General features: G+C 75.4%; 14 protein-coding genes and 1 pseudogene. 3 read left to right on the top strand and 12 right to left on the bottom strand.

The genetic code is table 11. The features are described from left to right. The 8 genes and pseudogenes from ACFWJO_RS18130 to ACFWJO_RS18095 all read right to left on the bottom strand — a co-directional run. Window positions 1-561: SIS domain-containing protein (locus ACFWJO_RS18130; RefSeq protein WP_386866195.1), on the bottom strand; the 561-nt coding region annotated here is incomplete at its 3' end. A 94-nt stretch (window positions 562-655) separates the two neighbouring features. Next, complete coding sequence (locus tag ACFWJO_RS18125) at window positions 656-1,960, bottom strand: glycosyltransferase (RefSeq protein ID WP_386866193.1); 1,305 nt, start codon at window positions 1,958-1,960, stop codon at window positions 656-658. After that, window positions 1,957-2,922: a glycosyltransferase gene (locus tag ACFWJO_RS18120; protein ID WP_386866191.1), complete on the bottom strand. Its 966-nt coding sequence runs from the start codon at window positions 2,920-2,922 to the stop codon at window positions 1,957-1,959. Before ACFWJO_RS18120 ends, ACFWJO_RS18125 begins: the two co-directional genes overlap by 4 nt. 428 nt (window positions 2,923-3,350) lie before the next feature. Next, window positions 3,351-4,358: pseudogene (locus ACFWJO_RS18115) on the bottom strand (glycosyltransferase family 9 protein); the annotation flags it as partial. Continuing rightward, window positions 4,355-5,362, bottom strand: a complete 1,008-nt coding sequence (locus ACFWJO_RS18110) for a D-glycero-alpha-D-manno-heptose-1,7-bisphosphate 7-phosphatase (protein ID WP_386866189.1) — start codon at window positions 5,360-5,362, stop codon at window positions 4,355-4,357. The pseudogene ACFWJO_RS18115 and the gene ACFWJO_RS18110, both read right to left, overlap by 4 nt. Further along, window positions 5,359-6,459, bottom strand: coding sequence for a glycosyltransferase family 2 protein (locus ACFWJO_RS18105; RefSeq protein WP_386866187.1), 1,101 nt, complete (start codon window positions 6,457-6,459; stop codon window positions 5,359-5,361). Before ACFWJO_RS18105 ends, ACFWJO_RS18110 begins: the two co-directional genes overlap by 4 nt. Further along, entirely contained in the window at window positions 6,456-8,144 is a 1,689-nt protein-coding gene (locus tag ACFWJO_RS18100; protein ID WP_386866185.1) for a carbamoyltransferase, read from the bottom strand. Before ACFWJO_RS18100 ends, ACFWJO_RS18105 begins: the two co-directional genes overlap by 4 nt. 267 nt (window positions 8,145-8,411) lie before the next feature. Then, complete coding sequence (locus ACFWJO_RS18095; RefSeq protein ID WP_386866183.1) at window positions 8,412-9,443, bottom strand: NAD-dependent epimerase/dehydratase family protein; 1,032 nt, start codon at window positions 9,441-9,443, stop codon at window positions 8,412-8,414. A 463-nt stretch (window positions 9,444-9,906) separates the two neighbouring features. Between ACFWJO_RS18095 and ACFWJO_RS18090 the strand changes: the two genes are divergently transcribed. Beyond that, window positions 9,907-10,623 (top strand): 2OG-Fe dioxygenase family protein, encoded by a 717-nt coding sequence (locus ACFWJO_RS18090; RefSeq protein ID WP_386866181.1) that lies wholly within the window; start codon window positions 9,907-9,909, stop codon window positions 10,621-10,623. 67 nt (window positions 10,624-10,690) lie between these two features. Here the strand turns inward: ACFWJO_RS18090 and ACFWJO_RS18085 are convergent, their stop codons facing one another. Further along, the gene (locus tag ACFWJO_RS18085) at window positions 10,691-12,163 is read right to left on the bottom strand and encodes an aminotransferase class I/II-fold pyridoxal phosphate-dependent enzyme (protein WP_386866179.1); all 1,473 of its coding nucleotides are present in this window, start codon (window positions 12,161-12,163) and stop codon (window positions 10,691-10,693) included. Between the two features lie 317 nt (window positions 12,164-12,480). On the opposite strand from ACFWJO_RS18085, the gene ACFWJO_RS18080 reads away from it, so the two are divergent. Then, window positions 12,481-13,290, top strand: coding sequence for an SDR family oxidoreductase (locus tag ACFWJO_RS18080; RefSeq protein WP_386866177.1), 810 nt, complete (start codon window positions 12,481-12,483; stop codon window positions 13,288-13,290). A gap of 64 nt (window positions 13,291-13,354) precedes the next feature. Here ACFWJO_RS18080 and ACFWJO_RS18075 read toward each other — a convergent pair whose 3' ends face one another. Both ACFWJO_RS18075 and ACFWJO_RS18070 read right to left on the bottom strand, forming a co-directional pair. Further along, window positions 13,355-14,980: a DEAD/DEAH box helicase gene (locus ACFWJO_RS18075; protein WP_386866176.1), complete on the bottom strand. Its 1,626-nt coding sequence runs from the start codon at window positions 14,978-14,980 to the stop codon at window positions 13,355-13,357. Between the two features lie 90 nt (window positions 14,981-15,070). Further along, entirely contained in the window at window positions 15,071-15,274 is a 204-nt protein-coding gene (locus ACFWJO_RS18070; protein WP_386866174.1) for a cold-shock protein, read from the bottom strand. A gap of 184 nt (window positions 15,275-15,458) precedes the next feature. Between ACFWJO_RS18070 and ACFWJO_RS18065 the strand changes: the two genes are divergently transcribed. Then, on the top strand, window positions 15,459-16,124 hold the full coding sequence (locus ACFWJO_RS18065) for a TetR/AcrR family transcriptional regulator (protein WP_386866172.1): 666 nt from the start codon (window positions 15,459-15,461) through the stop codon (window positions 16,122-16,124). Here the strand turns inward: ACFWJO_RS18065 and ACFWJO_RS18060 are convergent. Further along, complete coding sequence (locus tag ACFWJO_RS18060) at window positions 16,082-16,624, bottom strand: ATP-binding protein (protein WP_386866170.1); 543 nt, start codon at window positions 16,622-16,624, stop codon at window positions 16,082-16,084. The genes ACFWJO_RS18065 and ACFWJO_RS18060 overlap by 43 nt on opposite strands. Window positions 16,625-16,771 lie beyond the last annotated feature (147 nt).

Here is a 16,771-nt window from a genome sequence, read left to right as displayed (position 1 = left end):
GAACTCGCACAGCAGGTGGACGACGACCAGATGCGCCTCCTGGACGGTGGCGGTGGTCGCGGCGTCCACGGTCAGGGCGTCGTCGGCGGCCTCGGCCAGCGGGTTCGGCGCGGGTCCCGTCAGGGCCCAGACGTCCAGGCCGCGGGAGCGGGCCGTCATCGCGGCGGAGAGCAGGTTGGGGCTGCGCCCCGACGTCGACAGGAGCATCAGCAGATCGCCGGGGCGGCCGTGCGCCGCCACCTGACGGGCGAAGACCTGCTCGAAGCCGTAGTCGTTGCCGATGGCCGTGACGCTGGAGGTCTCGGCGTGCAGGGACAGCGCGGAGTAGGCGGGACGGTCCTCCCGGTAGCGCCCCACGAGCTCCGCGGTGAGGTGCTGCGCCTGGGCGGCGCTGCCCCCGTTGCCGGCGGCCAGCAGCCGCCCGCCGTCCGTGAGCACGGCCGCCAGGTGGCGTCCCCAGCGGGAGAGCCGCCGCAGGTCCGTGCCGTCCAGGCGGTCGACCGCCCGGCACAGCGCCCGGCAGTGCAGCCGTGCGTCCTCGAAGGTCTGGGATTCGTTCATGCTGGTCGGCCGCGCGCCCTGCCGGGTCCGGGCCGCACCTCCTTCGCCTGTCAGGTCCGGGGCCGCCGGGGTTCCCCGCGGCCCGGGAGGACGGTCAGGCCGCTCCGGCCATCGGCGCGTGCGCGGCGAGGACGGCCCGGTAGGACTCCTCCGTTGCCCCTGCCACGCGCTGCCACGAGTACCGTTCGAGCACCCGGCGCCGCCCCGCCCTGCCGTACTCCGCCCGCAGCGCGGGATCGGCGAGCAGCAGCCGTACGGCCGCGGCCAGCAGGGGCGGGCTGCCGGGCGGCACCAGCAGGCCGTTCACGCCGTGGGCGACCGTGTCCAGCTGGCCTCCCACGGCGCTCGCCACCAGCGGCCTGCCGCAGGCCATGGCCTCCAGCGGCACGATGCCGAACGGCTCGTAGTCCGCCGGGCACAGGACGAGGTCGGCGCTCCGCATCAGGCCCGGCACCGCCGCCGGCGGCACCGCGCCCGTGAAGCGCACCCGGTCGGCGACGCCCGCCTCCTCGGCGAGCGCCCGCAGCCGCCGCACCTCCGGGTCCGCGTCCATCGCCGAGGGCGGGGGGCCGCCGGCGATGACGAGCTCGGTGTGCGGCAGCCGCCCCAGGGCGGCGATGGAGACGGCCGCGCCCTTGCGGGGCACCAGCCGGCCCAGGTGCAGCAGCCGGTAGCGGAGCGGACCGCGCGGCGCGGCGGGCCCGTCCGGCCGGAAGGCGGCCGGGTCGACGCCGCAGGGCACGATGTCGGCCTTGGCGCGCGGGATGCCCATGGCGGCCAGTTCCTCGACCTCGTCACGGCAGGTGGCGACGACCCGGTCGCAGCCGAGGCCCACCTCGGTCTCGTGCGCGACACGCGTGGGAGGGCTGGTGTCGGCCGCGCCCTGGTGGCGCCGCTTCACCGTGCCCAGCGCGTGGTACGTGTGCAGGAACGGAGTCCCGGTCCCCTCCGTCGCCCAGAGCCCGGCGAGTCCCGACATCCAGAAGTGCGAGTGGACCACGTCCGGGCGGTCCTCGCGCCACCGGTCGGCGAGATAGCGGGCGAAGGGCCGCATGTACGGCAGGAGTTCGTCCTTCGGCAGCTGCTCGGCGGGCCCGGCCGGCACGTGATGGACCATCACCCCCGGGCGCAGCGGCACCGACTCCGGCAGGGCGGCGTCGTCACGACGGGTGTAGACGGTCACCCGGTGACCGCGGTCGGCGAGCGCGCCCGCGAGCTGCGCGACGTGCACGTTCTGGCCGCCGGCGTCCACGCCGCCGAGCGTCGCGAGCGGGCTCGCGTGCTCGGAGACGAGGGCGATCGCGAGCGGGTCTCCCGGATGTCGGGCCGGGTCCCGGCCCGAAGGAGCCGCGCGGAGGCCCGAGGCGTTCGAGTGCAGGGGTGCGTGGAGAGGAGTCATGAGAGCACTTCCGTGATGAGGCGCTCCCAGTCGTCCAGGAAGCGCTTGAGGCCGTAGTGTTCGAGGGCCGCCTGACGGGCCCTGGCGCCGTCGGCGGCGGCCGCGTCGGGGTCGGCGAGGTAACGGCGGGCGGCCCGCGCGAGCACCTCGGGGCGCGTCGAGAGCGTTCCGGCGCCCGGAGGCACCGCCTCGACCGCCTCGGTGGTGGCGAGGGCGACGACCGGCATGCCCAGGTGCATCGCCTCCAGGAGGGACAGACCGAGCGACGTCCAGCGCACGGGATGGAGGTAGAGCCGCCGTTCCGCCATGGCGGAGTGCAGCCGGGCCTGGGGGAGGTCGGCCGTGCGGCACCGCTCCTCCGGCAGCCCCAGATGCGCGGCCAGCCCCTCCGTACGCATCCCGAAGACGTCGAGCGGCGTCTCGCGCGCGAGCTCGGGCAGCAGGTCCGTACCGACGAAACGCCCGCGCCGGACCGGCTCGTTGACCACCACGGCGGCCCGCGCGAGGCGACCGGTGTAGCGGTGGCCGGGATCCACGATCCCGTGCTCGACGACGGCGGTACGGGTCGTCCCGTTGTCCCACAGCAGCCGGTTGAAGTGCGTGACGTGCACCAGGGTGAGGTCGGCGCGGTCGGCGACCGGATGCCGGGACAGCGGGACGTCGCCGCGCGGGGTGTTGTGCTCCACGTACACCGCCGGCACGTCCTTGCCGGGACGCCGGCCGCCGAGCCACCGGGTGGCGAGCTCCTCCTCGTGCGGCCGTTGGAGGACGACCAGGTCGACCGGCTCGTCCCGGAGCCGCTCCGGTGGCACCTCGCGCACCGAGCCGGGCCACGGGAAGGTCTGCGCCCTGCCGCGGCCGTCGGGGCCGCGGTCGGGCGTGACGGGGGTCAGATAGGCGTGGGGGCCCTGGACGAAGGCCGTCGTCCAGGATCCGTGGACGTGCCACAGCAGGATGTTCATGCGGGCGTTCCTCCTCTCGCCCCGGCCGCGGCGGCCGACCGGTCCCGGCCTGCGCCGGCACCGAGCGGACCACCGGATTCCCGGGGAAGGGGACGGGGACGGGGGCGGGTCTGGGGGCCGCCCGGCAGACGGGACCCGGGGCGGGGCCCGGTCGTGGGCGGCGCCTCGGAGCCGGTCGTCGGCTCCGAAGGCGGTCGCGGCTCGGGCTCGGCGGACGCGGGCCGCGCTCTGGAGACGGACAGGGGCCGTTGCCCGGGCTCGGCACCGGGCCGTTGCTCGGGCTCGGCACCGGGCCGTTCGTCGGGCGCCGCACCGGGCCGTTGCTCGGGCTCCGCGCCGGGCCGCGCCTCAGGCCGGCGTTCGGGCCCGGCGGCCGGTTCGCGGTGTGGCTCGCGGTGTGGTTCGCGCTTCGGTTCTCGGCGCGGGGACAGCAGGGACGCCACGGCGGCGACCACCTCGTCGTCGCTCACCGCGTCGAGGCACGGGTGCCCCGGTACGGGACAGACGCGCGCCCGGGTCAGCGCGCACGCCGCCCGCTGGTCGCCGAGCAGCACGTGACGCACCCCGTAGGGACGCCAGCGCTCGGCGGGCACCACCGGGGCGAAGAGGCAGACCACCGGCGTGCCGACGGCCGCCGCGAGATGCGCGGGCCCCGTGTTGCCGGTGACCACGGCGCCGGCCCGGGCGAGGACGCCCGAGAGGTCGCCCAGGCCGGCGGTCGCGCCTCCGAGGTCCAGACCGTGCCGGCCCGCCACCCGCGCCGTCAGGGCGCGCTCCGCCGCCGACCCCGTGACGGCCACGACGTGGCCGGCCTCGTGCAGCGCGGCCACCGCCCGTGCGGCCCGGTCGGGGCTCCACGCGCGGGCCGGGACGGCGGCCCCGGGGTGCACCACGACGTACGGGCCGTCGCCGGTCAGCCGCGTCCCGTCCGGGGCGGGCCGGACGCGGAGCCCGCCGTCGTCGCCGGGAGGCAGCCGGAAGCCCGCCGCGAGGGCCAGGTCGAGGGCTGCCTCTGCCTCGTGCCGCCCGTCCGCGCGCCGGTGCCGCAGGTCGAGGAGCGCGCCCGGGTAGTCCTCGCTGTCGGCGCCGATCCACGGCACCCCGGCCATGCGGAGCAGGAGCGCCGCGGGCAGCGGGCTCTGGTGGTACGAGACGAGCACGAGCGCCCGGTCGAAGCGGCCGGCGGCCAGGGTCCCGACGAGCCGGTGCACGTCCTCCGCCGTCAGGGGCGGCGGTTCGAGGCCGACCCAGGGCGCCTCGTACTCCAGCACCTCGTCCACGCCGGGCAGCAGCCGTGCGGCGGGCGCGCCGGCGGGGCCGCACAGGAGCGCGGTCCACGAGGAGCCCGCGGCGACGGCCCGCACCGCCGGGCCGGCGAGCAGCACGTCACCGGCGCTGTCGAGACGCACGACGAGGGTGCGCGGGGCATCGCTCACGAGGAACCTCCCTGGTCGGCGGGGCGGTCGGCGGAGTGGGGGCGGCGCCCCGCGGCCGGGGCGTCGTCGCGCGGGACGAAGCCGTCGTGGGTCGGCGTCGCGGTGAGGGCGAGGCGGACCGCCGCGACCAGGTCCGGGGCGGTGCGGGGAGCGGCGGCGATCTCCTCCGGCAGCGTGACGGGCGTCGGGACGAGCACACCGTGCGCCCCGGCCGCCAGGGCGGCGTCCATGTCGGTGCCGATGTCCCCGATCACGACGGTGCGGGAGGGCCGCGCTCCGAGCCGGGCGCAGGCGGCGAGGACGAGTCCGGGCGCCGGCTTGCGGCACGCGCAGCCGTCGTCGGGACCGTGCGGACAGACCGCCCACACGTCGAACGGCCCGAGCAGTCCCTCCACGCGCCGCCGTACGGCGCCGACCTGACCTCGCGTCAGGAGGCCGCGCGCCACGCCGGACTGGTTGCTGACCACACCGACGGGCACTCCGAGCGACCGCAGCAGGGCCACCGCCTCCTCGGCCCCCGGCAGCGGGAACACGCGCCGGGGGTCGCCGTTGTACGGCACGTCGGCGATCAGGGTGCCGTCCCGGTCGAACAGCACGGCATCCGGCCGCCCGCCCGAGGATCCGCGCCTCGGTGCCACGGCCGCCGGGCGGCGTCCGCCGAACAGCCACGGCTCCCCGGCGCAGCCGGACCCGACGGCGGGGCTCGCGCCAACGGCGGCGCTCCCGGTCGGGCTTGCGCCGGCGGCCGCGCTCCTGGTCGGGCCGGCGCCGGCGGTCGGGCTCGCGCCAGCGGCCGCGTTCCCGGTCGGGCCCGCGCCGACGGCCGCGCTCGCGCCGACCGCCGCGCTCCCGCCGTCGTACGCCGCGTTCCGCCTCAGCCCGCCGCCCGGCAGCCCCGTACGTCCGAAGGCCGTCTCTGCGCGGCCCGTCGAGGGCTGCGCGGCCCGGGTGGCTCGGGTGGCCCGGGTGGGCCAGGTGGGCTTCGTGGTCGCGTCGGCGCTCATGACACGGCCTCCTCGGGGGCCTGCGACCGGGCCGGAGCACCGGACGCCGCCGGCCGGGTCACCGGGCCGCGCGGGCGGGCGGCGCGGTGCAGGGCGAGGCCGCGCAGCCAGTGCCAGGTGGCGGCCGGGGGAATGGCCGCGCTGGTGAGGATCATGTCGAGGACCTCCGTACGGGTACGCGGGCCGGGCAGGATCCGGGCCAGGGCGAACTCGGCCGTCCCGGCGCACCAGCAGGCGCCGCACACCGCGGCGGCCCTCCGGCGCCCGGCGAGGACGCAGACGAGGGCGGCGGCGCCCGCGGCGGTGACGGCGCGGTGGCGCGGCAGCCGGCCGCGCGGCGCGGCGGCGCGGACACGCCAGTCGGGACCGTGCAGCCTGCGCATCAGGACGTCGTCGGCGTTGCCCGCCTGCTGCCGGACCGACAGCCAGCGGCCGCCCTGTCGCGCCGGGTGGGCGGTGCGGCGGGTTCCCTGGTCCAGCGCCCAGCCGGCGTCGCGGAGCCGCAGCGCGAGGTCGGCGTCCTCCCGGAAGGCGCGCCGGAACCGCTCGTCGAAGCCGCCCACGGCCGCCAGGGCCTCCGGCCGTACGGCCATGTCGGCGGTGATCCAGCGTGCGGTGGCCAGCGCGGCCGTGTTCCGCTCCCCGTCCGTGGGGCGCCGGTCGACGGGCAGCGGCACCTCGATCCGGGCCGCCACCGCGGCCGTACCGGCGGGCGCGCCGGCCAGGTCGCGGGCCAGGTCCTCGCCCCAGCGGGCGGAGGGCACGACGTCGTCGTCGAGGAAGACGATCCACGACACGTCGCCGGCCAGCCGCGCGCCCGCGTTGCGCGCGGCCGCGGGACCGCGGGCCAGGCCCGGGACCACGACGGTGACCTCGCGCAGCTCCTCGGGAACCTCCAGCGGCGGTACGGTGCCGTCGCGTCCGGGACGGTCGTGGACGACGACCACCCGGGCGGGCCGCGGCCCGCCGGACCGGGCGAGGGCGGTCAGGCAGCGCTGCAGGCTCGGCCGGCCGGTGGTCGGCACGACGACCGCGTAACGCGGGGCCGTCGTCCGTCCGCCGGCGCCGGGGGCCGTGGGGGTGCGGCGGCCGGTCACTGGGTGCACCCCTCACCGGAGGTGGCGTCCCGGCTGTCGGGACCGGTGCCGAACAGATCGTTTCTGCGGACCGCGAAGGGCCCGATCGCGAGCAGGTCGACCGGTGTCGAGCCGAAGCACTCCAACGCGTCGCGAGGGTCGTCCACCATCGGCCGTCCCGCCGTGTTGAGGCTGGTGTTGACGACCACCGGCAGTCCGGTCCGCCGCTCGAACTCCTCCAGCATCCGCGCCACGAGCGGTTCGTGGCGCCGGTCGACGGTCTGGATCCGCGCCGTGCCGTCGACGTGGACGACGGCCGGGATGCGATCGCGCCACTCCGGTGCGACGTCGTGGACGAAGAGCATGTACGGGCTGGGCAGCGGGCCGTCGAAGATCTCGGCGGAGCGTTCGGTCAGGACCATCGGCGCCACCGGCCGGAACTGCTCGCGTCCCTTGATGTCGTTGAGCCGCTCCAGGTTCCCGGCGTGTCCCGGGTGCGCGAGCAGCGAGCGGTGCCCGAGGGCCCGCGGGCCGTACTCGGAACGGCCCTGGAACCAGGCCACCACGCCGTTCTCGGCCAGCACCTCCGCCACGGCGGCGGCGATGTCCGGGGGCCGCTCGAAGGGGACGGCGGCCGTCTTCAGGCGCCCGGCGAGCTCCGCGTCCGACCATTCCCGGCCGAGCGCGGCGCCCGGCATCGGCGCCGGCTCCTCGCCGGCGTCCGCCGACAGCAGCAGCGCCCCGCCGAGGGCCGTTCCGGCGTCGCCTGCGGCCGGCTGCACCCACACGCGGGAGAAGGGGCCCTCGCGGGCGATCCGCGAGTTGGCCACGCAGTTGAGGGCGACGCCGCCGGCGAGTGTGAGGACGCTGTCGTGGGTCTCTCCGTGCAGCCACCGCACCAGGTCGAGCAGCGTCTCCTCCAGGACCGCCTGCGCGCTGGCGGCCAGGTCGGCGTGGGCGGCGCTCCAGGGCTCGTCGGCGCCGCGGGCCGGGCACAGTTCCGCCCAGGGCACGCCGTGGGCACGGAAGCCGCCGTCTCCCGTGGGATGCACGTGGCGGCGGATCTCGTCCGCCATCCGCGGCCTGCCGTGCGAGGCGAGCGCCATCACCTTGAACTCGTCGGAGGAGCGCAGGAACCCGAGGTGTTCGGTCAGCTCCTCGTAGACCAGACCGAGCGATTCGGGAAGCAGCTGCGCCCGCAGCGGTTCCAGGTGGTCTCCCATGCGCCGGGCGGCCAGGTGCGAGGCGCACTCGCCGCGCCCGTCGAGCACCAGGACCGAGGAGGTCTCGGCGGCTTCGGCGGCGAACGCCCCCGACGCGGCGTGCGCCATGTGGTGTCCGACGAACCGGACCGCGTCCGGGTCGAGGCCGGGCAGCGCCGTCGCCAGGAAGCCGGGGGCGTGCCGGGCGTAGGCCTGGCGCAGGCTGTCCCAGGGATCGTCGAGGCCCATGTCGTCCGCGGGCCTGGCGAGTTCGGGATCGTACGAGTAGGCGACGGCATCCAGGTCGGACGGGCGGAGCCCCGCGCGGCTCAGGCACCAGCGCGCGGCCTGCTCGGGCAGCTCCCACGCGGAGAAGGGCACGGGCCTCTTGCCGTGCTTGCGCCGCGAGAAGCGCTCCTCCTCCGCCGCGGCGACGGTGATGCCGTCGACGACCACGGCGGCGGCGGGGTCGTGGAAGAGGGCGTTGATGCCGAGAACTCGCATGAGGAGGCCTTCCGGTGCGGTGCGGAGGATGCGCGCGGGTGGGGGCGGGGTGCGAGCGGGACGCGGGCGGAGGAGGCGGCGCGGACCGGGGCGGGAGAGCGGGGGAGGGCGGGGCGGTGGGGCCCGGGGGCGCCGGCGGCGCAGAGGGCCCGCGCACCTCCGCCGGGCCGCACCGTCGGGAAGTCCACGTGAGCGGTCCACGCGGCCGGTCCGCGGATGGCGGTTCGCCGTGGGCGGTCCGCGGCCGGCTCGGCCCGGCCGCGTGCCTCACTCGCGCAGGGGGAGGGCCCGTTCCCCGTGGCCGGTCCCGGTCCGCTGCGCACGACTTGTCGGGGCGCTGTCCTCATGGCGGGTGCGGAACCACTCGATGGTCCGGCGCAGCCCCTGCTCGGCCGGCACCCGTGGCTCCCACTGGAGCTTGTCGCGGGCCAGCGTGATGTCCGGGCAGCGCACCGCCGGATCGTCCACGGGCCGTTCGACGAAGCGCAGGACGGAGCGCGAACCGGTCAACTCGACGATCCAGCGGGCCAGATCGAGCATGGAGATCTCGGCGGGGTTGCCGATGTTCACCGGTCCCCGCAGCCCGTGCGCCGCGGCCGCCAGGACACCGCGCACGGTGTCGTCCACGTAGCACAGGGAACGCGTCTGCCGACCGTCACCGGCGACGGTGAGCGGTTCGCCGGCGAGGGCCTGGCGGATGAACGTGGGCACGGCGCGCCCGTCGTACCCGCGCATGCGCGGCCCGTACGTGTTGAACAGGCGGACGATCAGGGTGTCCGTGCCCCGGGACTGGGCGAAGGCGGTGGTGAGCGACTCGCCGAAGCGTTTCGCCTCGTCGTAGACGCTCCGCGGGCCGATGGGGTTCACATGCCCCCAGTACCGCTCGTTCTGCGGGTGCTCCTCGGGATCGCCGTAGACCTCCGAGGTCGAGGCGAGGACGAAGCGGGCGCCGCAGGCATGGGCCAGGGCGAGGGCGTTGCGGGTGCCGAGGCTGCCGGTCTCCAACGTGTGGACGGGCAGCCGGAGATAGTCGGCGGGCGACGCCGGGGAGGCGAAGTGCAGGACCAGATCGGGGTCCCGGTCCACCGCGAACGGCTCGCGGACGTCCGCTTCCTGCAGCCGGAATCCGGGACGGCCCAGCAACTCGGCCACGTTGTCGCGTGTTCCGGTACTGAAGTCGTCGACGCAGGTCACGTCCGTGCCGCCGGCGAGGAGCGCGGCGCACAGATGGGATCCGACGAAACCCGAACCTCCGGTGACGACGGCATGTTCCCAGCTCGGGGCGCGGGAATTGGCCATGGGAGATCTCCTCAACCGTAGAAAGTGAGGGAGATGAGCCGCGGCTCCGGGCGGTCGCTGCCGCCACTGCCCGGGACCGGTCGGCCTGCCGGGCGTTTTTCACGCGTCGTCTGACAGTCTCACCCGGGGAGGGGAGGGCCGCCACCCGACCGCTGTGTGCGCGGTGCCGCGCTCATGTGCTGGTGACGTAGCTGCGTACCGGAAGTTCCGGTCGTCCAGGCGGCTGCTACCCGGGCGGAGCAGCGCTACTCCTCGCGAGCGAGACGATTCGTGGTGAATTCATCCAAACATGGACTTCTCGGACGGGATGGCGACTCTCCGCCGCCTCGCCGGGTAGCGCGAGCGGACGCTCCGGCCGTATGCCACGCTCGTACGGCGGGATGTGTCCCCCGGGTTCGTACGCCGGCTCCCCGGCGTACGGCGACGGGCGCATGGCGGTGCGCAGTCCGGGCATCCGCCCGCCATGACCGACCACCACCTCGAACCCCTGACGCGCCAGCTCTCCGGCCCCGGAGTCTGTCTCGTCCCGGCGGAGGAGACCGCACGCAGGCTCGGTGCGGGCAGCGAGCGGTGGGCGGCGTTCGACCGCCACTGGGACGACCTCGTCCCCGACCCGTACGTGCACTCCCCGGGCACCCTGCGACTGCGCCGCTACGGCCACATGGGCCTGCGCCGCACCGGAGAACGACGACCGCGACCCCACGGGGCCTACCTCGAGCCCGGGAACGGCAATCCGCTGTACGTGGGACGCGAGCGGCACTTCGCACCGCTCACCGACGCCTTCGTGGCCGACCCGCTCCTCGCGGACATCCTGACGTTCCTCGGCGAGGCGGCGGCCGTCCTCGCCGACCCGCCCGAATGGACCGTCGGGACCCACCCCTTCCGGATGCTGGCGACCTCCGGCCCTCCCGGCACGTACGCACCGGGAGGCGTGCACCGCGACGGGGTCACCCTGGTCTCGTCGCTGCTGGTCGACCGGCGCAACGCGGACGGCGGCGAGAGCGCCGTCTACCACGCGGACGGGGCACCCCTCTTCCGGACGCTGCTCGAACGGCCCGGCGCGCTGCTCCTCGGCGACGACCGCCGCACCCTCCACGGACTGTCCGCCCTGCGCCCCCGCGCGCCCGGGCGCCCCGCGCACCATGACGCCCTGGTGATCACCCTCACGGAGGCGGGCTGAGGCGGAACGGAGGCTGAGGCGGAACGGAGGCGGGCTGAAGCGGGGGAGCGGCGTCTGACGACGCCCCTCAGGCGCCCCCGCCGCGGGCCACCACCCGGAACGTGTCCAGGGAAGGGTCGGCGGCGTCCGGGATCAGCAGGCCGTGCGCGAGGCCGCTGCGCAGGTACTCCACCACCTCGGCGTTGATCACCTCGCCGGGCGTCACCACCGGCACGCCCGGCGGGTACGGGCTGATCGTCTCCGCCGAGATGCGGCCCACGACGTCCTTCGCCGCCACGTGTTCCGCCTCCCCGAAGAACGCCTCGCGCGGCAGCCTGGCCTGCTCCAGCTCCAGGCGGGAGGGCTCCGGCAGCCGCACCGCCGGCCGGGGCTCCAGCTCGCCGGCCCGTTCGACGAGCGACTGCAGCGCGTCCACCAGGATCCGCTCGGTCGTATCGTCGTCGGCGTGCGTCACGGAGGCGCTGATCCGGCAGGTGTCGGAACCGCCCACGTCGACGTGGCAGTGCTCCCGCAGCCACTCGGCCGCCTGCATCCCGCTGATGCCGAGGCCCCGCACGTCGATCACGATCTTGAGCGGATCGAACGCGGCGGCGAGACCGGCCTCGACGATCTCCTCGCCCATCGGCACCAGACCCGGCAGCCCCGCGGCCTTCTCGCGCACCCGGGCCGTGCGGCGGAGGGCGCCGTCGAGGAGCTCCCGCCCGTGCTCGGCCATCTGCCGCCGCCAGCCGTCCAGCGTCGCGTACACCAGCGAGGATGCGCTCGTCGTGCCCAGCAGGTCCTCCCGCTGCTTCAGGACCTCCGGCGACACCCGGTCGTACTGGAGGTGGAAGACGGAGCTCTGCTCGATCGCGCCGCCCATCTTGTGCACGCTGGTCACCACCAGGTCCGCGCCCGCGTCGATGCCCCACGCCGGCAGGTCGGGGTGGAACGGCAGGTGCGCGCCCCACGCCTCGTCGACGATCAGCGGCACCCCGGCCTCGTGACACACCTCCGCCACGCCCTTGATGTCGGCGCAACTGCCCCAGTCCGTGGGCGTGATCAGCAGCATGCCCTTGGCGTCCGGGTGCTCCCGCAACTTCGCGCGCACGTCGTCGGGCTCGGGGGGATGGGCCATATGCCGGTCCGTGTCGAACTTCGGGTGCACCCAGATCGGTTCCACGCCGTTCACGATCACGGCCGCGATCACGGACTTGTGCGCGTTCCTCGACACCAGCAGCTTCTCTCCCGGCCCCGCGACGGCCAGCATCGCCGTCTTCACCGACAGCGAGCTGCCGCACGTCGAGAAGAACGCCCGTTCCGCGCCGACCGCGTCGGCCATGAGCTCCTGCGCCTGGTCCAGCACGCCCTGCGACTCCCGCCGGTCGTCCAGGCCGTTGAGCAGCAGCACGTCCGAACGGAAGACGTCGTACCCGACGACGTCGCCCACCCGGGGATCGGTGCCTCGGCCCTGCTTGTGCCCCGGCGGGCCGAAGACGACGTCCCCACGCCGCCGGAAGTCCTCCAGCGCTTCGAGTACCGGTGCGCGCGAGTGGTCCATGACTCCTCCGTCTCGTCGGTCACGCATGTCGTCGGCCGCGCGTGTCGCCGGGCGAGCGTGTGCGGGCCGCGCCTCTCGTCGTGTCCCCTCCCCGTGCGGTCGCGCGTCTCGTCGAGCCGTACGCCTGATCGGGTCCCGTGCCCCGTCGGGTCACGCGAACGGGCGCCACAAGGGCGTGTCGCGCGTCTGCCCCGGGCACCCGTGGTGAAACGGACCGCCGCCGGACCCGGCCGGCGCGCATGCGCCGCGCTCCCGCGGGCAGAGGCGCTCGGGTCCGCCGTCCGGTCGTCCGGGAACGCGCCGAGGAGGGTGCCACCATGAACACGCCGTCGAGCTTCCACCCGCGGACCGCCGTCGTCACGGGAGCCGATTCCGGGATCGGCCGCGCCACGGCCGTCCGCCTCGCCGCGTCCGGCACGGACGTCGGCATCACCTGGCACCAGGACCTGCGCGGCGCGGAGGAGACCGCGGCGGAGGTACGGAGCCTGGGGCGCGAGGCGTTCGTCGAGCCCATGGACCTCACCCGGCTGCCGGACGCGGCCGAGGCCGTCGACCTGCTCGCCGACCGGCTCGGAGGCGTCGACGTCCTGGTCAACAACGCCGGCACCGGAACCTCGACGCCCTTCCTCGACCTGGACCACGACACGGTCCGCCGGATCATCGACGTGGACCTCGTCGGCCCGCTGCTGTGCGCCCAGCGCGCGGCCCGGCGCATGATCCGCCAGGGCCACGGCGGCCGGATCGTCAACGTGACCTCGGTCCACGAGCACCAGCCGCGGGTCGGGACGGCGCCCTACTGCGCGGCGAAGGGCGGACTGGGGCTCCTCACCCAGGTCATGGCGCTGGAACTGGCCGCCCACGGCATCACCGTCAACGCGGTCGCCCCCGGCGAGATCGCCACTCCGATGACGGGCCAGGAGGACCACGACGTCACCACCGAGTCCCGCCCGGGCATCCCGCTGGGCCGTCCGGGTGACGCCCGCGAGGTCGCCGCCGTCATCGCCTTCCTCGCCGGCCCGGACGCCTCGTACGTCACCGGCGCGTCCTGGAGCGTCGACGGCGGCATGCTCCGCATGGGCCCGATGGCGGGCTCCCACCTGCCCGACGACGCCTGGCGTACGGGCTGACGCACGGGCCGACGTACGGGCTCACTTACGGCTGACCCGCGCCCGGGCCGGGACGCTCAGGAGGTCAACCGCTCCTGCGCGCGGAGCCCCCGCGGCCGCGCCGGGCCCCGGTCGTGCGGGCAGCGGCCTCGTCCGAGGCGGGCCTGCGGCCGGAGCCGCGGCCGTCCGCCGCGGCGGGGCGGCCCGTCCTCGCACGGGATCCCGTGGTGCGGTCCGCGGACCGGCCGCCGCGGTCGGCGGGGGAGTCGGCCGCCGGTCCGTCCCCGCCGCCGTTCCGGCGCCGTCGGGGCCGGTCGGGCTCGGCCGCGTCCTTGCGGGCGCGGCGGGGTCGCCGGCCCGGCTCGGTCGCGTTCGTCCGGCTCGGACGGGACGCCTTCGGCGCCGTGGGCGCGGGCACGTCCAGCGTGACGGCCACGCCGGAGGGCTCGCGGGCGCCGGTGAGGGCCGCCAGCTGCGGGTCGCTCGACGTGATGCGGGTGGTGCGGGCCTGGATGCCCGCGTGGGCCATGGTCCGGTCGACGTCCCGCTTCTGGTCGGGCAGGACGAGCGTGACGACGCTGCCGGACGTGCCGGCGCGGGCCGTACGCCCGCCCCGGTGCAGGTAGTCCTTGTGGTCGGCCGGCGGATCGACGTTCACGACGAGGTCGAGGTCGTCCACGTGGATGCCGCGGGCCGCGACGTTGGTCGCCACCAGCGCCGTCACCTGACCGTTCTTGAACTGCTCGAGGGTCCGGGTCCGCTGGGACTGGGAGCGGCCGCCGTGCAGCGCGGCGGCCAGGACACCGGAGTTGAGGAGCCGCTTGGCGAGCCGGTCGGCGGAGCGCTTGGTGTCGAGGAAGAGGATCACCCGGCCGTCCCGCGCCGCGATGCGCGTCGTGACGGCCTTCTTGTCGGTCTCGTCGAGGACGTGGAACAGGTGGTGTTCCATCGTGGTCACCGCACCGGCGGACGGGTCCACGGAGTGCACGACGGGGTCGGAGAGGAACTGCTGGACCAGGCGGTCGATGTTGCCGTCCAGGGTGGCCGAGAAGAGCAGCCGCTGACCGTCGGACCGGACCTGCCGCATCAGCTTGGTGATCTGGGGCAGGAAGCCCAGGTCGGTCATCTGGTCGGCCTCGTCGAGCACGGTGACGCGCACCTGGTCCAGCACGCAGTCCCCGCGCTCCACGAGGTCGTTGAGCCGGCCGGGGGTGGCCACCAGGACCTCGGCGCCGCGGCGGAGGGAGGCGGCCTGCCGGGTGACGGACAGCCCGCCGACCACGGTGGCGATCCGCAGGTTCACGGCCGTCGCGTACGGGGCCAGGGCGTCCGTCACCTGCTGGGCCAGCTCACGCGTGGGGACGAGGACGAGCGCGAGCGGAGCCCTGGACTCGGCACGCAGCCCCGCCGTGCGCGCCAGCAGCGCGAGGCCGAACGCGAGCGTCTTGCCGGATCCCGTACGGCCCCGCCCGAGCAGGTCACGGCCGGCGAGCGAGTTCGGCAGCGTGGCGGCCTGGATGGGGAACGGCGTGGTCACGCCCTGTGCGGTGAGCGTGTTCAGCAGTCCCTTGGGCATGTCGAGGTCGCCGAACTCCTCGACCGCGGGAAGCGCGGGGGTCGTGCTCTGCGGCAGCCGGAATTCCTTCGGCGCGGCTGCGGCGGTTGCGGGCGACGGCGTACGCCGGTTCGGCTTCTGGGCCCTCCGGGACATGCGAATGTCTGAACCTTCCTGTAAACAGCGCAAAAACCGGGGCCGCACCGCGGAAGTGCGGACCCCGGCGGACGGAGTCGTGTCAGGCGATCAGGCGGGGAGGATGTTCTCCGCCTGCGGGCCCTTCTGACCCTGCGTGACGTCGAAGGAGACCCGCTGGCCCTCCTGGAGCTCACGGTAGCCCTGCGTCGCGATGTTCGAGTAGTGGGCGAAGACGTCGGGGCCGCCGCCGTCCTGCTCGATGAAGCCGAAACCCTTTTCGGCGTTGAACCACTTCACGGTTCCCTGAGCCATGACATTTCTCCTTCTGTAGGCAGAGGCCCCATCCGGAGATGCCGGAAAACAAATAGTGCGCCTGGAGGAAAGCATTTCCCGTCAGGCGCACATAGGTTCATGGGTACCACAACTGCAACACCCGAACCGTAACACAGATCCCGGTCCGGCGGTCCGGCCGGGCTTCCGTCGTTAGAGTGCGCGGGTGAGCACACGCGGGTCCCGGGGGCCTTACGCCAAGACCGCCGACAGGCGACGGAAGATCCTCGACGCCGCCCTCGCGGCCTACGCCGAGGCGGGCAGCCGAGGGGTGTCGGTGCGGGACATCGCCCAGCGGGTGGGCATGACCGACGCGGGCGTGCTGCATCACTTCGGCAGCCGCGAGGCGCTGCTCACCGCCGTGATCGAGGCACGCGACACCGCCGCTCTCGAGGCGTACACGCCGGAGACCGTCCTGTGGCGGACCGAGCTGCTGGCCCAGAACGCCGCCACTCCCGGTCTGGTCAAGCTGTTCCTGGACATCGCGGCCGCCGCCGCGGACCCGGACCATCCCGGGCACGAGTTCTTCACCGAGCGCTACCGGGGGCTGCGGCGTCAGCTGGCGGCCCTGCTCCTCGCCGGTCCCCCCGAGGGGACTCGGGACGCCGGCCCGGAGTCCGCGTGCGACGCGGACTGGGCGGCCCGGATCCTGCTGGCGGCGACGGACGGCCTCCAGCTCCAGTGGCTGCTCGAGCCGTCCATCGACATGGCGGGCGACATCGGGCGGCTGCGTGACGTGCTGCTCGACGCCCTGAACCGCGACGGCGGTACCGGGCGGGGCGCCGGGACTCAGCCGAAGGAGCAGCCGGCGCCCGAGTCGGCGCCCGAGTAGTCGGCGTCGGAGGGGGCGGCGTCCGTGGCGAGCGTCACGGTCACGCGCGTGCCGAGTGCCGTGCGGACCACGGCGCAGTCCGTGGCGTAGGCCCGGACCAGGTCGAGGCCGCGGCCGCAGCACGCGTCGAGGTCGTCGCCGGGCAGACGCGTGCGCCGGGGGCGCCACCGGCCGCTGTCGTGGACCCGGACCGTGACCGTCCGGTCGGCGGCCGTGAGGAGGACGGCGACGTCGGGGCTGCCGCTGTGCCGGACGACGTTGGCGACCAGTTCGGTGACGACGACGGCCAGGGCCTCGTCGGCCCGGTCGTCCAGGTTCCACTGACGGACCGTGTCCCGGGCGAAGCGCCGGAGCACGGGGACCGCCTCGGCCGTCGCCGCCATGACGGACAGGGCCCGCCGGGTGCCGGGGAGGCCCGGGCCGGGCTGGTGGGGGACGGCGTTCGGGGAGACGCCGGGCGAGCTGGTCCGCACGGCTGCGGGGGAGGCGGGGACGGACATGTGGGGGCTCCTTGCGCCTGGGGGGAGGGGGCGCGGTCGGCGGCTCGAAGCCGCCCGTAAAGCCACGGTAAGTCCGAAAACTTTGGGTGTCTAGGTTTTCACGTGACCGTGGGTCCGGCCAGGGGGTGGCCAGAAAGAAGGAAGGGG

The sequence above is a fragment of the Streptomyces sp. NPDC127092 genome (genome assembly GCF_042722475.1).
Taxonomy (GTDB): Bacteria; Actinomycetota; Actinomycetes; order Streptomycetales; family Streptomycetaceae; genus Streptomyces.
This window is presented reverse-complemented; position numbering and strand designations above follow the sequence as displayed.

Excerpts from the sequence above, each read along its gene's own strand:
- ACFWJO_RS18060 (WP_386866170.1), bottom strand. The coding sequence starts at position 16,624 with ATGTCCGTCCCCGCCTCCCCCGCAGCCGTGCGGACCAGCTCGCCCGGC.
- ACFWJO_RS18110 (WP_386866189.1), bottom strand. The coding sequence starts at position 5,362 with ATGAGCGCCGACGCGACCACGAAGCCCACCTGGCCCACCCGGGCCACC.
- ACFWJO_RS18080 (WP_386866177.1), top strand. The coding sequence starts at position 12,481 with ATGAACACGCCGTCGAGCTTCCACCCGCGGACCGCCGTCGTCACGGGA.
- ACFWJO_RS18125 (WP_386866193.1), bottom strand. The coding sequence starts at position 1,960 with ATGACTCCTCTCCACGCACCCCTGCACTCGAACGCCTCGGGCCTCCGC.
- ACFWJO_RS18070 (WP_386866174.1), bottom strand. The coding sequence starts at position 15,274 with ATGGCTCAGGGAACCGTGAAGTGGTTCAACGCCGAAAAGGGTTTCGGC.
- ACFWJO_RS18120 (WP_386866191.1), bottom strand. The coding sequence starts at position 2,922 with ATGAACATCCTGCTGTGGCACGTCCACGGATCCTGGACGACGGCCTTC.
- ACFWJO_RS18075 (WP_386866176.1), bottom strand. The coding sequence starts at position 14,980 with ATGTCCCGGAGGGCCCAGAAGCCGAACCGGCGTACGCCGTCGCCCGCA.
- ACFWJO_RS18085 (WP_386866179.1), bottom strand. The coding sequence starts at position 12,163 with ATGGACCACTCGCGCGCACCGGTACTCGAAGCGCTGGAGGACTTCCGG.
- ACFWJO_RS18100 (WP_386866185.1), bottom strand. The coding sequence starts at position 8,144 with ATGCGAGTTCTCGGCATCAACGCCCTCTTCCACGACCCCGCCGCCGCC.
- ACFWJO_RS18095 (WP_386866183.1), bottom strand. The coding sequence starts at position 9,443 with ATGGCCAATTCCCGCGCCCCGAGCTGGGAACATGCCGTCGTCACCGGA.
- ACFWJO_RS18090 (WP_386866181.1), top strand. The coding sequence starts at position 9,907 with ATGACCGACCACCACCTCGAACCCCTGACGCGCCAGCTCTCCGGCCCC.